14 protein-coding genes and 1 pseudogene are annotated in these 14,581 nt (G+C 47.3%); 3 read left to right on the top strand and 12 right to left on the bottom strand.

What is annotated here, in order from left to right; genetic code table 11:
• Nucleotides 1-344 precede the first annotated feature (344 nt).
• The 6 genes from LO777_RS05005 to rpsT all read right to left on the bottom strand — a co-directional run bounded on the left by LO777_RS05005 (nt 345) and on the right by rpsT (nt 4,847).
• Entirely contained in the window at nt 345-848 is a 504-nt protein-coding gene (locus LO777_RS05005) for a cytochrome c (protein WP_228856447.1), read from the bottom strand.
• A 346-nt stretch (nt 849-1,194) separates the two neighbouring features.
• On the bottom strand, nt 1,195-1,353 hold the full coding sequence (locus LO777_RS19975; protein ID WP_268907514.1) for a hypothetical protein: 159 nt from the start codon (nt 1,351-1,353) through the stop codon (nt 1,195-1,197).
• Nucleotides 1,341-2,237 carry an anthranilate phosphoribosyltransferase gene (gene trpD / locus LO777_RS05000; RefSeq protein WP_268907513.1) on the bottom strand — a complete coding sequence of 299 codons (897 nt, stop codon included), beginning with the start codon at nt 2,235-2,237 and terminating at the stop codon, nt 1,341-1,343. The genes LO777_RS19975 and trpD overlap by 13 nt, the downstream gene beginning before the upstream one ends.
• Nucleotides 2,238-2,241: 4 nt before the next feature.
• Nucleotides 2,242-2,856 carry an anthranilate synthase component II gene (locus LO777_RS04995; protein WP_228856446.1) on the bottom strand — a complete coding sequence of 205 codons (615 nt, stop codon included), beginning with the start codon at nt 2,854-2,856 and terminating at the stop codon, nt 2,242-2,244.
• 1 nt (nt 2,857) lies between these two features.
• Nucleotides 2,858-4,312 carry an anthranilate synthase component I gene (gene trpE / locus LO777_RS04990; protein WP_228856445.1) on the bottom strand — a complete coding sequence of 485 codons (1,455 nt, stop codon included), beginning with the start codon at nt 4,310-4,312 and terminating at the stop codon, nt 2,858-2,860.
• A 268-nt stretch (nt 4,313-4,580) separates the two neighbouring features.
• Complete coding sequence (rpsT, locus tag LO777_RS04985; RefSeq protein WP_228856444.1) at nt 4,581-4,847, bottom strand: 30S ribosomal protein S20; 267 nt, start codon at nt 4,845-4,847, stop codon at nt 4,581-4,583.
• Between the two features lie 448 nt (nt 4,848-5,295).
• Here rpsT and LO777_RS04980 point away from each other — a divergent pair, with 448 nt between their 5' ends.
• Nucleotides 5,296-6,390, top strand: coding sequence for a cyclic nucleotide-binding domain-containing protein (locus tag LO777_RS04980; RefSeq protein ID WP_228856443.1), 1,095 nt, complete (start codon nt 5,296-5,298; stop codon nt 6,388-6,390).
• Between the two features lie 85 nt (nt 6,391-6,475).
• Here the strand turns inward: LO777_RS04980 and LO777_RS04975 are convergent, their stop codons facing one another.
• From LO777_RS04975 to LO777_RS04955, 5 genes and pseudogenes are all read right to left on the bottom strand, one after another.
• Nucleotides 6,476-8,680: a peptidase U32 family protein gene (locus LO777_RS04975; protein WP_228856442.1), complete on the bottom strand. Its 2,205-nt coding sequence runs from the start codon at nt 8,678-8,680 to the stop codon at nt 6,476-6,478.
• Nucleotides 8,680-9,228 carry a bifunctional pyr operon transcriptional regulator/uracil phosphoribosyltransferase PyrR gene (gene pyrR, locus LO777_RS04970; protein WP_228856441.1) on the bottom strand — a complete coding sequence of 183 codons (549 nt, stop codon included), beginning with the start codon at nt 9,226-9,228 and terminating at the stop codon, nt 8,680-8,682. The genes LO777_RS04975 and pyrR overlap by 1 nt, the downstream gene beginning before the upstream one ends.
• On the bottom strand, nt 9,225-9,806 hold the full coding sequence (gene purN / locus LO777_RS04965; protein ID WP_228856440.1) for a phosphoribosylglycinamide formyltransferase: 582 nt from the start codon (nt 9,804-9,806) through the stop codon (nt 9,225-9,227). Before purN ends, pyrR begins: the two co-directional genes overlap by 4 nt.
• A gap of 47 nt (nt 9,807-9,853) precedes the next feature.
• A pseudogene (locus LO777_RS04960) lies at nt 9,854-10,429 on the bottom strand (IMP cyclohydrolase); the annotation flags it as partial.
• 94 nt (nt 10,430-10,523) lie between these two features.
• Complete coding sequence (locus LO777_RS04955; RefSeq protein WP_407929096.1) at nt 10,524-10,919, bottom strand: RNA-binding S4 domain-containing protein; 396 nt, start codon at nt 10,917-10,919, stop codon at nt 10,524-10,526.
• 186 nt (nt 10,920-11,105) lie between these two features.
• Here LO777_RS04955 and folE2 point away from each other — a divergent pair, with 186 nt between their 5' ends.
• Nucleotides 11,106-11,843, top strand: a complete 738-nt coding sequence (folE2, locus tag LO777_RS04950; protein ID WP_228856437.1) for a GTP cyclohydrolase FolE2 — start codon at nt 11,106-11,108, stop codon at nt 11,841-11,843.
• A 10-nt stretch (nt 11,844-11,853) separates the two neighbouring features.
• On the opposite strand, the gene LO777_RS04945 is transcribed toward folE2, so the two are convergent.
• Entirely contained in the window at nt 11,854-12,075 is a 222-nt protein-coding gene (locus tag LO777_RS04945) for a hypothetical protein (RefSeq protein ID WP_228856436.1), read from the bottom strand.
• A 386-nt stretch (nt 12,076-12,461) separates the two neighbouring features.
• Here LO777_RS04945 and LO777_RS04940 point away from each other — a divergent pair, with 386 nt between their 5' ends.
• Nucleotides 12,462-14,459, top strand: a complete 1,998-nt coding sequence (locus tag LO777_RS04940; RefSeq protein ID WP_228856435.1) for a methyl-accepting chemotaxis protein — start codon at nt 12,462-12,464, stop codon at nt 14,457-14,459.
• Nucleotides 14,460-14,581 lie beyond the last annotated feature (122 nt).

Below are 14,581 nucleotides of genomic sequence, written 5' to 3'. Positions count from 1 at the left end.
AACTACCCGTCTTTTAAGATATAGATTATCATTATCTGTCAATATGTGTATTTTAACCTGTTCCAGGCAGGATTTTGTTCAATTTGAAGACGACTGATTTGCAAAATATGTGTGTGCGGCCCATGACATGCGCTGAAGTTGAAATAATATGCTTGCTCAATGAACCTGTGAAATATGCAGGCTAGTGTCTGTCCAGAAATTTTTCCCAGGACCTCAACATACCATATATAGCGTTGAGGTTCTGGGAAAAGGACTACGACTCGTATATCAAACTTTTCAGCTCAGCCGTCTTTAATGTATGATGAGCTTTTTGCGAGTCCATCAATGTCGTCAAGTATAAAGAATTACTTGGGCACATCGGCTGCTTTGGAGGAAAGATTATATTCAATGAATTTATCCGGTGGCGCTGGAAGTTTTACTACTTTGATAAAATCGTAACCCATTCCTGAATGGCATGAATTACAAGAAGAGATGACTGCTTTATATTCTTTTTTAAAGGTGCTGAGATCTTCGGCTGCAATTGCCTTGTTGACTGCGGCAAAATCATCTGCATAAAAAGATTCCCAGTCCGGATAAGCATTTGGTTTCGTAATCTTTGCCGGGTTCATCGCCTTGTTCATATATCTCGACATATATGAAGCCAGGGCCCAGTTACCGCCTTCGGCAGCAAAATACATATTCTGAAACCTGTCACCCACTTCACGCATAGGCACAGCAAACTTCGGCAACGCACCCATAATACCGTCAATTTGCGACTGTACATCTTTTCCGGCGGCACTGACAAACAGACTGCTACTCGCAACTACCAGGCCTGCGACAGTTAACGTCCGCATACATTTTTTCCACATGGTATTCTCCTTGTTTGAGGTTGTGAAAAACAACTATTGTTGGTGATAAGGTCAATGCCTGACTGATATTTATGATTATTCACAAATCAAATGTTTTTCAATCGACCAGACATTCCCAACCAACAATGAAACATGGTAGAACGATATGAAATAAAATGAGATTTTTCCAGATAAGACTTTTTCACAATAAAGACAATTCTGTGAAGAACACTTCACAGACGCTGGCTCTCCAGCTTACATTCCCACTTTGAACATTGCTTCAAGATCATTTCGGGAAAACGCTTTAAAAGGCAGCATGGGAAGAAATAAACTGGCCCGAAGAAATCAAGGCCGGCATTGCCGTTATCTATTTTGAACTGATTTTTTCTGAAAATTTAACAAGTTGATCAAGTTTTTCCAGTGCCGCTCCCGATTTGACAATGTCACGTGCCAGAGAAACACCATCTTTCAGGTTTTCCACCTTACCGGCAGCCATCAGAGCCGCACCACCATTCAGCAGTACCATATCAAGTTTTGCCCCAGCTGTGCCCCAAGGACTTCCCGGACCTGTTCTGCCGCTTCCTGCGGAATAGCACCGCCCCTGATATCTTCCAGGCCGGCCCGCTGCAATCCCACCTCTTCCGGAGCTACGGTATAGGTTGTCACTCTGCCGTTACAGCCGTCGGCAATATACGATTTGCCGGTGAGAGTCAGTTCGTCCAGGTTTCCCTCACCCCAGACCACAAGGGTCCGTTTCATACCGAGACGAACCAGAACCTCGGCCATCACGGACGTCAGCTCTTTCGCAAAGACACCGGTGAGCTGAACATTGGCACCAGCCGGATTGGTCATGGGCCCCAGGATATTAAAAATTGAGCGGATACCTATTTCCCGCCTGGGACCAACGGCATGTTTCATGGCACCATGGAGCATTGGCGCAAAGAGAAAGCCGATACCGACTGTCTGCACACAGTCTGAAATCTGATCCGCTGAGAGGGAAAGGTCCACGCCTAACGCTTCCAGAACATCGGCACTGCCACATTGGGAAGAAATGGCACGATTTCCATGTTTTGCAACCGGTATACCGGCAGCGGCAACCACAAAAGCCGTAGTCGTGGAGACATTAAAGGTTCCCGACCCATCCCCCCCTGTACCGACAATATCCATCAGAATTTGCCCGGCCGACATATCCACACCGGAATCGACAAAGGTTGCTTTGGCCCGCATCACCTTGACTGCTCCGACAATTTCCTCTATCGTCTCCCCCTTCATCCGCAAAGCTGTTATAAAGGCCCCGATCTGTGCTGGTGTGGCAATACCATCCATGATTTCCGTCATGGCGATGACCATTTCTTCTTCCTTCAGATCCTGTCTGCCAACCACTCTTTCAATTGCTTTTCTGATATCCATTTTTTTATTTATTTGCAGAATTGTACATTTCCGGATAATCCGTGCTCATAAAATTCCCCAGCAGGGTTATACCATCCGGGGTCATAATTGATTCGGGGTGAAACTGCACACCTTCCAGCAACACTTCCCGGTGCCTGATACCCATCAGTTCTCCTTCATCCGTCCTGCAGGTCACCTCAAAACAGTCTGGGAGATCACTCTCTTCCACGATCAGAGAATGATAGCGCATTCCCTCAAAAGGATTGGGCAGACCGGTAAAAACACCTTTACCATCGTGGTGCATGGGACTGGTTTTTCCATGCATGATCCTTCTGGCCCTGACAACTGTGCCACCAAAGGCCTCCCCCATGGACTGGTGACCAAGACAGACTCCGAGAACCGGAATTTTCCCGGCAAAAAAACGGATGGCCTCCATGGAAATACCAGCCTCTTTAGGAGTACATGGCCCGGGCGAAACCAGTATCCTGTCCGGTTGCAGTTTTTCAATTTCCTGTACTGTGATCCGGTCATTGCGAAAAACCCGAATGTCTTCCGTGCGCCCTTCCCGTAATCCGTTTGCCGCAATTGTCTGCACAATGTTATAGGTGAACGAATCATAATTATCTATAATAACAAGCATTTTAAAAACCCTTCTCGGCAAGTTCAACTGCGCGACGCAGCCCCAGCGATTTATTAATAGTCTCTTCAAATTCTTTTTCCGGATCGGAATCAGCAACGATTCCGGCACCGGCCTGGACCCAGAGATCTTTTCCGCACATGACAAAGGTCCTGATTGTAATACAAAAATCCATGTTCCCGGTAAAACCAAAATACCCGACTGCCCCGGCATAGGCACCACGTTTTTCCGGCTCCAACTCGTCAATGATCTGCATGGCCCGAATCTTTGGTGCTCCGCTTACTGTTCCTGCAGGAAAACAGGCGGCCATCACATCAAACTGATCCCGCTCTTTTGCGATTTTACCATGAATACCGGAAACAATGTGCATCACATGGCTGTAACGCTCAACCACCAGCAGATCCTGAACCTCCACCTGTCCCCCTTCCGCAACCCTGCCCACATCATTGCGACCGAGATCCACAAGCATCAGATGCTCAGCTATTTCTTTTGGATCGGCCAGCAGCTCTTTTTCCAGGGCCAGGTCATCTTCCCGGCTCTCACCCCTCGGACGGGTGCCGGCAATGGGTCGCAGTTCTATATTCTCCCCCTCTTTTCTCACCAGAATCTCGGGAGAAGAACCGATCTGGACGATCTCGTCCAGCTGCAGGTAAAAGAGATATGGACTGGGATTGATATGCCTGAGAGCCCGATAAAGAACAAGGGGGGATAATTCCGTTGTGGTATGGAACCGCTGGGAAAGAACTACCTGGATAATATCGCCGGCGCGAATATATTCCTTTGCCCGTTCCACCATACGACAGAACTGCTCCTTTTCCATATTCGCCTTGAACACATGGGAACTTGAAAGCCTGTTACCACTTTGCTGATAAAACCCTGCCGGTACAGGCTGGCGGACAGCATTTATCACTTCACGCAGGATATCACAAGCCTCCTGGTAAAGCTGTTCAACCTGTTCTTCGTCACTCCAGATCCAGCAGACAACAGTTACAGTCTGTTTCAAATTGTCGTAGACGAGCACCGTCCTGGGAATAATAAAGGACGAGTCCGGAAGATCCAGGGAAGATCGATCATCAGGAAGATCCTCCATGAAACGTACCATATCATATCCCAGGAATCCGACAGCACCACCGCAGAACCGGGGCAGCATCTCATATTCCGGCACGGCCAGGTCATTCAACAGCTCCGTTAAGGCCACCAGAGGGTTTCCCTTGAAGCTCTTCTCATCAGAAACCCCGTCCCTGATTTTGCTGATACTGATATCGTCTCCGCTGGAAGAAAAAAGAACCAGGGGATCAAAACCGATAAAGGAGAATCGACCCCATTTTTCCCCCCCCTCCATGCTTTCAAAAAGGAAAATATGGCGATGTTCCGCCACAACCTTTGCGAAAAGGGTCAGGGGAGTATCCAAATCGGCTACAATCTCGGTACAGACCGGTACCAGTTTCGAAGTAGCCATCGCTGTCCTGGTCTCTGGTATTCCGGGATAAAACTTTTCATGATCCATTTTTTACCCTTTCATTTCGTTGAGCCGTTTTTTCGCGCTGTCTTGGAAAACACGGATTCATGTTTCTATGCATAAGAACAGAGAATAAACTATTTTTCAAAAAATGAATCCTTTTTCTTTGTTTTAAAGAGGAAAAAATGAAAATGTGCAGGAGAAAAAAAACAAAAAAGGCCATGGAATCGACGATTCCATGGCCTTTTAAATGAAAAGGAAAAACAGATCAGGCAGTCATTTGATTTACCCGTTTTGTCAGACGTGAAATTTTCCGGGATGCGGTCTTCTTATGAATGGTACCTTTGGACGCAGTCTTTGCAATTACGGGAATCGCCTGTTTGAGGGCCTCGCGCGCTTCATCGGCTGAACCGGCAACTACAGCCTCATCAATTTTGCGAATTGCAGTTTTCATCCTGCTCCTGTTGCTCTTATTGCGCAAACGACGAACCTGGGATTGACGATTTCTCTTTTCAGCGGATTTATGATTAGCCACGAATTTACTCCTTATATTTAGTGCATTACTCCTGAATTTCTGTCATAAAAAACAGGAAACCAGGGAAGGTGTTTTGAAATCAAATGGTTAGGTTTATTTTCAAGGTACTTATACCCCCTGGTGGGGTGTTTGAACTCATATCCTTTCGATATAACCGATTTATCAACCAATGAACCGGAACATGCAAACGCTCTTCATACCGGTTCAGAATCATTTTCGCAAGAAAAAAATTTATAATTCAGAAAAATAATAAAGTCAACAATTATTGTATTTCATATTGCTCTTCCCTGTTTCCCCGACTTTCAAACATCCTGAAAAAGATTCGTGCTGTATCAGGTGCTGAAAAAGATTCCCGACCATTTGACACAGCCTGTTACGATAAGCTATTCTTTTATGAAAAACAGACACAAAGCTGTCACAGATTCAGGAATAAAAATAAAGGCATTTTATGGGTTTTCCCAAAGTAATATTCAGGATCGTCGAAAATCGCAGGTGTCCCCTGTACAAATATGACGATTCCTTTGAACTCACAGGAATCGCAATTCCTCTCACAAATAAGTCTGAAAACAGCTTTATCACAACCTCCATCGTCAAGTATCCTCCAGACAAGAAGGTCTGCAAGATTCTCAATGGAGACCTGGGTAAAATCCTTGTCCAGTACGAACGTGGAGACAAAATCCCGTTCTGCATGATCAGCTGCAGCGGCTGCACCGGCTCCATCAGACTGGAACACAGTAGAAAAGAGAAACTGTTCAACCATACAGACACCTATTCCAATGAACTGGCGTCCATGATCCATGTGTTGAGCGACTTCGCCTTTTTCAAAAATATAGACGATAAACACTTGGACACCGTTCTCAGTTTTTTCAAGCTCAACAGTTACGACACCGGTGAAATCGTCATCCGCAAAGGTGATCCGGGTGGACGTTTTTATATTATTGTTTCAGGAAGTGTCAACGTCCTGAACGATGCCGGAATCATTATATCCGCCCTTGACAAGGGTGATGTCTTTGGGGAAATGAGCCTGATTTGCAATGACAATATCAACGCCACCATCCAAGTGAAGGAACCGACGAAAATTCTTTATATTGACCAACCGAACTTCAACAAGATTCTCGACTATTATCCAGCCATCCAGCTCTATTTTTCCAGACTGATGGCCCAAAGACTGAACCGCTCCAACAAGGTCCGGGCCGAAGATCTTGCCTCCGGCATGATTGGTAATCTGACGGAGATTCCACCCGAGGCTCTCTTTCAGACACTCAATATGAACAATAAGACCGGTATTCTTACCATCAATGAGCTGGGGGGTGGCACTGCCAGGTTCTCTTTCAGGCAGGGATCCCTGATTAAGGCCAAATATGGCAAATATGAAGGTGATCTGGCTTTTTATCAGATTTTAAAGGAAAAATCAGGGCGCTTCAGGTTCACTCCCGGTATTCCACCGGAAGACTTCAGTACTCCTGAAATTGGGTTTTTCATGAAACTGCTGATGGAGGGTATGCGCAGGCTGGACGAGGGCAAGGAAAAGCGCACAAACTGAATTTTTTAAGGTGGCCTTTAATCGGTAACTGGTCACAGGATTTGTAACTCTGTGTTTTCATTTACCTCACCCCTGATCACTTTCTTTAATCGAGCTTGCCGAAATAATTAAAGGTAGAGAGCTTGGTGTAGCGACCGCTTCCCGCCAGCCGTTCCTTCAGCTCCTGCTGCTCCTTTTTATTAAATCTGCCTCCACTGACATCCACCACCACATAGTCAAGACCCAGCTCTTTCAGTTCGCCGAGCCACGGCAGCAGGGAAAACGGTTTTTGCGGAAATGTCTGACTGAAACCCTCTTTTTTTCTAATAACAAAGGGCTCTTTTCTGGGACTGACCACCGACTTCCCTGCTTGAGACTGCGTCAGAGCCAGGCGCGAAGTATAGAGGGCCGGTGAACCATACACCGTGAGGCCCAGAGAGAGATGGACATTTTTCTCACCGAGCCATTCTCGTTTTCGCAACTCCCTGTAACCGGCCACGGCTTCTGCCAGGGACGATTTATCCATTTCTATTGCCAGCTGCACCCCGTCAAAACCAATTTCCTCGGCAAAAAAAAGAGCCCGGTTATTCATCAGATTAAGTGTGTAATCGGCGAAAAGCCGCACCTTCTCGTTCTTAAACAAACTGAGCTGACTGCTGTGGCCAAGTTGAAAGCTCCTGAAACCGGAACGAATAAGCAGTTTGATCTGTTTCCTGACCCTCGCCAGATCATTTTCCATGACAAGGGGTGGTAGAGCCCAGATGACTTTTTTTGCCTCTCTCCCAAGGTGTCGTTTCACCATCCCGGCCTGGGAAACCAGTGATTTTTCAAAACAGAGCAGCAGGCGATCAGGGGAAAACGGTAGCTGGTACTGTACAGATTTAATGGAATCAGTCTTGAGCCACCATTCCGTGGGTATCTGCCTGGCAGAGCGTCTTGCAGGTGACCTTCGTTGCCTGGTCTGCTCCTGCGTTGGTTGCCCCCATGGTACCCAGGCCTCTCTGGAGATGGCAGTAACATGCCCCTTTACCCCCGCAGAAATAACAGCCAGTTTTTCTCCTGCTTTTACCGAATCAAGTCCTGCACCCTGTCGTCTGGTTACCCCGCCATCAACTCTGTAGACATCAACATGTTTTATAAAAAATCCTGCAACTTTTTCCGGTATAGCCAGGGAAACCCGCTCGCCGGCGTTCGCTTTTTTTCTCTCTTCTCCGGCAACGAAGAGTTTTTTCAGGCGAAAGGCAATACGTTCGCCTGAAGGCTCCATATGGAGGCGGACCCTGTCCCCTGCAGCCAGCGCACTTTTCAGAACAAAGCGGCAAATGGACTCTTTACCTGCTTTTTTTATCGTGGAAAACCGACCAAGATGGGTACCCATATTACCGGAATGAAATGGAGTTATCGCCCCGGCAGGCTGGGGAGAAAAGAAATATCCCGAACTCGTCTTTCTGCTCATGGCCTCTTCTGCCAGACGTACAGCCTCAGCCACTGCCCTCTCCATATCCGCGGGACCGGCATCCAGCACCAGGCGATAGGCTCTGACGATATGATCCACATAATGGGCGGACCGCAACCGCCCCTCGATTTTGAAAGAGACAACCCCGGCCTTGCGCAACAATTCCAGGGATTCGAATCCGGCCAAATCATTCATGGAAAAGAGATAGCCTCCTTTCCCGCTTTTCCCACTTCCACGATTGGATGCCAGGGTATACGACCTGCGGCAGGGCTGAACACAGCGCCCCCGCAGACCACTTTTTCCACCCAGGTAAGAGGAGAAGAGACAGAGCCCCGAATAGGAAAAACACATGGCACCATGAACAAAGACCTCCAGCTCCATCTGGGGACAGCGTTCGCCTATTGTGGCAATCTCCTTCAGGGTCAACTCTCGGGCAAGCACGACCCTCTTGAAACCGAGCTGAGCAAGAAAATTCACGCTGTCTGAATTGTGGGCTGTCATCAGGGTGGAGGCGTGGAGGGCAAGATCGGGGAAGTACTGGCTGACAAGGTGAACAATCCCGGGATCCTGGACGATAAGACCATCCGGTTCCAGTTCCTGGAGAAAGGCAAGACTGTTTATAACAGCGGGCAGCTCACGCTCAAGAACAAGGCTGTTTGCAGCTATATAAAGTTTTTTACCCCGTTCGCGGCAGTAAGCAATCATTGCCGCTATTTCTTCCAGCCGCAATTCCCTTGCCAGGTTTCGCGCATTAAATCCAGGAGCACCAACATAGACGGCATCTGCTCCCGCGTCCATGGCCGCAAGAAAATTTTCACTGTTTCCGGCGGGTGCCAGAAGTTCAACCCGTGCCATCAGCTTTCAACGGATACTTCACAGAAAGTACCACTCTCCGCGAAAGAAACCTGAATTCTCTCCCTGTTTCTGACACTGACACACATACCGGTATAGTCTGGCTGGATGGGTAGTTCACGCCCTCCCCGGTCCACCAGCACGGCCAGTTGAACACTGTTGGGACGGCCGTAATCCATAATGGCGTCCATGGCAGCCCGGATAGTACGACCTGTAAAAATGACATCATCAACCAGTATAATATCAGCATTATCCACGTCAAAGCCGATATCAGTTGTCTTGACCACCGGATTCTGACTCATCAGGCTCCAGTCGTCCCGGTAGAGATTGATATCCAGCGTACCGAAGCCGAGCTGGACCTCGCTCTGTTTTTCAATGAAATCAAGGAGTCGACGGGCAAGGTCAACCCCGCAGGTATGGATACCGACAAGGGCAAGGGCACTACAGTCGTGATTCCTCTCCAGGATCTGCAGACCAATCCGCTGAACAGCCAGGTCAATGTCTTTTTCCGTCAAGATTGTTTTTCTTTTGATCTCTCTGTCAGAACTCACTTGGCCACCCTGTCCCAGAAGAAATCAATACCCATCTCATTCACCCTGTTTATCGCCTCCGGAAAGGCCTCACATTCCGCTGCAAAAACTGTAGTGGCGATGGTGTCAATATCATCATTATAGCCGACTTCGACCGTTTTCTGCAGGATGATCGGTCCTTCATCATAATTTTCATCGGCAAAGTGAACCGTGCAGCCGCTTACCGTACAGCCCCTTGCTTTCACTGCCCGGTGAACAATATTCCCGTAATAACCATCACCGCAGAAAGAAGGGATAAGCGAGGGATGAATATTGATTACAGCCCGTTTCAATTTTTCCGGAGGACTATACAGTTTAAGGTAACCGGCCAGGCAGATGATATCGATCTCATAGTCGGCCAGGATCCTGTTGATCTCATCATTATCTGCCGCATGAAAAGCCGGGTAACCGTAATTAACTGCCTTCTGCAAACCGAGAACATCCTTCACATTGGATATGACCACCTGAATTTCCCCGGCCAGGCTCCCCTCCTGTATGCGGCTGTGAAAATTGTCCAGTGTCCGCCCGCTACCCGAAAGCAAAACCGCCATTTTCTGCATGATTATTCTCCGGAAAAGTAACTGTTGCTATCCACATCTACCTTGTCGAGCCAGGCTGAAATGGCCGTATCGTATTTAGAGGTGAGCGCAAACACCTTGGCCGCCAGCCTGAATCTTGTCTTCAATGTTGTATTGCCGCCCTCTTTAATCTCCTGCAACACCACAGGGTAATCCGCCGGATCGACAATAACTGTAACATCATTGAAATTCTTGGCTGCCGCCCGCAGCATTGTGGGACCGCCAATGTCGATATTTTCAATGGCATCCGCCAGACTGCAGTTCGGATCCGCCACTGTTTTTTCAAAGGCATAGAGATTGACGGCGATGATATCGATATTTTTAATTCCGTGTTCTGCGCACTGTTTCCGATGTTCCTCATTTTCCCGCTGGTTGAGAATACCGCCATGCACCAGTGGATGGAGGGTTTTTACCCGCCCGTCAAGCATTTCAGGAAAACCGGTAAACTCGGAAACATCCATAACGGTCAGTCCGCTGTCCCGCAGTTTTTTTGCTGTTCCTCCCGTGGAAAGCAGTTCAATGCCCAATTCGACGAGTTCGGTCGCAAAGCCTTCGATTCCCGATTTATCAGTGAGACTGATCAAGGCCCTTTCTATCTTTTTCATAGTTTTCTCCAATATATTCGTCTCTCTCCCCAAAACAGAGCATCCTCTTCATGCCCCTTTCTGGTTCGTTTCCTGTGGCAATAGAGTAATATTCCTACCCCTTCCTGACAAACTCCTTTATTTTCCTGCGATCACGTTTACCCGGTTTTTTAGACGGTGAGGAGAAACCTGCGTTAAACATGCGCCGTAACTCCCTTTTTTCCTCTCGTGCCTTGATGCTTTCCTCATATTCCTCATAAAGCAGACGTGCCTCCACCGCCGGTCGCCTGTAGAGGGAGAGGCCAAGAACCTTTACCTTGAATTCCACTCCGCCACGGGTAATAAAGAGATCATCTCCGGCCTTCACCGCCCTGGCAGCCTTGGTTCTGGCTCCGTTCAGATGGACCTTACCGCCGTTTACAGCCTTTGCGGCAAGTGAGCGCGTCTTAAAAAACCTGGCTGCCCAGAGCCATTTATCCAATCTAACTGTATCCGGTTGAGTTTTTTTCATTGGATTGAAGAAAAATGAAGAGTTTTTTTGTTTGCCGGAGATTGCAAAAGTACACATATTTGATGAAAAATAAAAGCCTGTTGTCGAAGATGATGAAAAAGGGTACAAATCACTCAGAACAGAATATGGATTTTAAAACCACTGTCGAGCCAGCACCTGCAATAAACCAGATTTTGGAATAGGAATATGCACATTCAAACTGTCGGTTTAAAAGATATAAAAACTCCCGTACGGGTAAAGGAAAAAAGCGGTAACCTGCAAAACACAATCGCGACAATCTGCATGCAGGCCCGGCTCGAAGAAGAACAGACGGAAAACTGTGTGGAAACGTTTCTGTCTATTCTCAACGAATCCCTTGGAGAAATCTCCGTCACCAGTTTTTCATCCATTCTTTCTGAAGTAAAGGAAAAACTCCAGGCAAAAAGTGTACGCTTGGAAATGTCATTCCCCTATTTTATAAAGAAAAAGGCTCCCATAAGCAATACCCACAGCCTGATGGAGTACAGTTGCACCTTCTCCGGGGGCATCGGAGAGGACGAAGGCTTTATTTTAAGTGTCCGTGTTCCGGTAACAACACTCTGTCCCTGTTCAAAGGAAATCAGTAAGGACGGTGCCCACAACCAGCGGGCCGAAATTACCCTCAATGTAAAATTCAACAGTTTTATCTGGGCAGAAGACCTGATAACAATGGTTGAAGAATCAGCTTCATGCGAAGTGTACGCGCTTTTGAAACGACCGGATGAAAAATACGTGACGGAAAAAGCCTTTAACAACCCCATGTTTGTAGAAGACGTGGTCAGAAAAGTTGCTGTCTCAGCCCTGGAGAACCAGAAAATTACCTGGTTTTCAGCCGGTGTTGAAAGTTTTGAATCCATACATAAACACAGTGCCTATGCCTATGTAAACAGTGACGAGGTCCGATGAAAAACCAGGCTTACCCAAAACTGGAAAAACGTGAAAATCGCTTCCTTGAAGAGGCCGTGTCTTTTTCTCCATCAAGCATATTCCGAAGTATCCGGTATTCGTTTTCTGCTTTTTTCAGTTCATTTTTCAATAATTCCTGCTCATCGGCAGACGCTTTTTCCAGAGTCTTCCTGAGCTCACCTACCACCTTATGAGCACGGTATAAATCCAATGCAAGTGCCTTAATAGACATTCAAACCTCCCTGAACCATTTCTCTGGCTTCCATCTTTGCTTACTGAAAAACCTGACAAAACTTCCGCTATAGTGAGAAAAACAGAAGAGATATACTCTAAAATTCTTTTCTGTTCTCCCTTGACTCGGGCCTGTTTTTTTTCATACCATTAACTAGTGACTGTCCACAAATGGCTTCTTTTCGAGTTCAGATACGCGTAGACTCCAAGGCCTTTGAAGCTGACACCGCCTGAACTGATTGGAAATGCAGGCTATCGGAAGCGCAGACCCGGAGCACGAGTTGGAAAATTTCCGTCTCATGCCCATAAACAATTAATCAATGAAATCGCCGTTACCCGGATATCCGGTTCTGGCAGTTTATAAAATTATTACACTATACACTGACTATGAATACTAAATCTATTGGATTCCGTCTTATTGCCGGAGGTTGTATTGCCGTAATCCTCCCTCTTCTTGTTGTCGGCTATCTTTCAACCAACAAAGCATCCAGAGCTCTTGAACACCTTGCGACATCCAATGCCCGGTCGGGAGCTGAAGATCTGGCAACGTTGGTGGAACATATCCTCATTGAAGAGAAAAAAATTGTACTGGCCCTCGCATCAGACAGCCTTGTCCGTTCAGTTGCGCAGAAGGTAAAAAACAACGGAATCGCTGGAACAGCAGAAGATATAAAAATTCTTCGAGCCGATATGAAGAACAAGTATAAACACCTGGGCTCGAATTATCTCGGTATTTTTGTAACCGACGTCAACGGCAAACTATATACCGGTGAAAGATCCGGAGGAAAGGAATACAAGGGCTCTGATGTCTCTACCAGGGGGTATTTCAAACAGGCAAAACAGAGCCTGAATGCGGTGGTTGGTAATGTGGTCCGCTCCAAGTCCACGGGAGTTCTCATTTCCGTTGTCTGCGCTCCCATTCTCTCCGATTCCGGTGAGTTTCTCGGAATTTTCGGCATGCCCATGAAAGCTACCACCCTGACTCAACTGGTTTCAAGCAAGACTGTCGGAAAAACCGGCTACGCTTTTATGATCAACAGCTCCGGCATCATTATTGCTCATCCGAAGGAAAAATTCATACTCAACCTCGATCTGAACACGTTAAAAGGAATGGAAACAATCACCCGGAACATGCTGGCCGGGAAAAGTGGTATAGATCAGTATAAATTTAAAAATACCAAAAAAATTGCTGGCTACGCTCCCATTAAAACCACAGGCTGGAGCGTTGGGATAACCCAGAACCAGGACGAACTGCTTGGAGCAGCAACAACCATCAGAAACAGCACCATGGGAATCGGGGCCATATCTCTTCTGCTGATTTCCACCCTCATCTATTTCGCCTCCAAAGCTCTTATCCGGCCAATCAACCAGGCAGTTGCCGGCCTGAAAGATATTGCCGAGGGCGAAGGTGATCTTACCATGCGGCTACCCGTGGCACCAATACAGGAAGTTGGTGAAATGGCAACCTGGTTTAATGTCTTTATTGAAAAACTTCAAAAAATCATCTCCCAGATTGCCGACGACAGCAAGAAAGTGGCCCAGTCAGCAACCGGTCTTTCAACCATCTCCCGAGAACTGCATGACAATGCCAGTGAGACATCTCAACTTTCAGACAGTGTTGCCGTCGCGGCAGAAGAAATGAGCTCAAACCTGAACAGCGTTGCCGCAGGGATGGAGGAATCGACTACAAATACGACAATGGTGGCCAGTGCTGCAGAAGAGATGACAGCGACAATCAGTGAGATTGCAGCCAATTCAGAGCAGGCCAGGGACATATCAGAACAAGCTGTTAAACAGGCGGAAAGCACATCTGAAAAAATCAGTGAGCTGTCGATTGCGGCCCAGGCGATCAACAAAGTTACGGAAACTATCACGGAAATTTCGGAGCAGACCAACCTGCTGGCCCTCAATGCCACAATTGAGGCAGCACGGGCCGGAGAGGCAGGCAAAGGTTTTGCCGTGGTTGCCAATGAAATCAAGGAGCTGGCCAAGCAGACAGCCGAAGCGACCTTCGACATTAAGAATCAGATCAATGAGGTTCAGGTGACCACTTCCGGAACCACAAAGGAAATTGATGAAATTTGCAGTGTCATCAAGCAGGTGAATGAAATCATCGCCACCATTTCCACCTCTGTTGGAGAGCAGTCTGCAGCAACCGGGGAAATCGCAACCAATATTTCACAGGCATCGCAGGGACTGGGAGAAGTCAATGAAAATGTCAATCAGATATCGGTTGTTGCCGACTCCATTGCCAGGGACATCACCAGCGTCAACACCTCGTCCACGCATATTTCAGCAAGCAGCGGTGAGGTGAAGACCAGCGCGGACACCCTGCATGATCTTTCCAGCAGGTTGACAACAATCGTCAATAATTTTAAGGTATAACCTCAATGCTGCAATTGGCAATCTTGCCGAAGATACGAGGCATCGAAGTGCAGGATTGAGGTATAATTGTTTCCCTTTCACCGGGGATTTCTGGATATACACAGGTCCCCGGTGAAGATTGA

The sequence above is a fragment of the Desulfomarina profundi genome (genome assembly GCF_019703855.1).
GTDB lineage: Bacteria > Desulfobacterota > Desulfobulbia > Desulfobulbales > Desulfocapsaceae > Desulfomarina > Desulfomarina profundi.
The sequence above is the reverse complement of the archived record's forward strand: the minus strand, read 5'-3'. Positions and strand labels throughout refer to the sequence as shown.

Excerpts from the sequence above, each read along its gene's own strand:
- LO777_RS04955 (WP_407929096.1), bottom strand. The coding sequence starts at position 10,919 with ATGAAAAAAACTCAACCGGATACAGTTAGATTGGATAAATGGCTCTGG.
- folE2 (WP_228856437.1), top strand. The coding sequence starts at position 11,106 with ATGCACATTCAAACTGTCGGTTTAAAAGATATAAAAACTCCCGTACGG.
- trpD (WP_268907513.1), bottom strand. The coding sequence starts at position 2,237 with ATGGATATCAGAAAAGCAATTGAAAGAGTGGTTGGCAGACAGGATCTG.
- LO777_RS04945 (WP_228856436.1), bottom strand. The coding sequence starts at position 12,075 with ATGTCTATTAAGGCACTTGCATTGGATTTATACCGTGCTCATAAGGTG.
- LO777_RS04995 (WP_228856446.1), bottom strand. The coding sequence starts at position 2,856 with ATGCTTGTTATTATAGATAATTATGATTCGTTCACCTATAACATTGTG.
- trpE (WP_228856445.1), bottom strand. The coding sequence starts at position 4,312 with ATGGCTACTTCGAAACTGGTACCGGTCTGTACCGAGATTGTAGCCGAT.
- LO777_RS05005 (WP_228856447.1), bottom strand. The coding sequence starts at position 848 with ATGTGGAAAAAATGTATGCGGACGTTAACTGTCGCAGGCCTGGTAGTT.
- LO777_RS04980 (WP_228856443.1), top strand. The coding sequence starts at position 5,296 with ATGGGTTTTCCCAAAGTAATATTCAGGATCGTCGAAAATCGCAGGTGT.
- LO777_RS04975 (WP_228856442.1), bottom strand. The coding sequence starts at position 8,680 with ATGGCACGGGTTGAACTTCTGGCACCCGCCGGAAACAGTGAAAATTTT.
- LO777_RS04940 (WP_228856435.1), top strand. The coding sequence starts at position 12,462 with ATGAATACTAAATCTATTGGATTCCGTCTTATTGCCGGAGGTTGTATT.
- purN (WP_228856440.1), bottom strand. The coding sequence starts at position 9,806 with ATGCAGAAAATGGCGGTTTTGCTTTCGGGTAGCGGGCGGACACTGGAC.
- LO777_RS19975 (WP_268907514.1), bottom strand. The coding sequence starts at position 1,353 with ATGGTACTGCTGAATGGTGGTGCGGCTCTGATGGCTGCCGGTAAGGTG.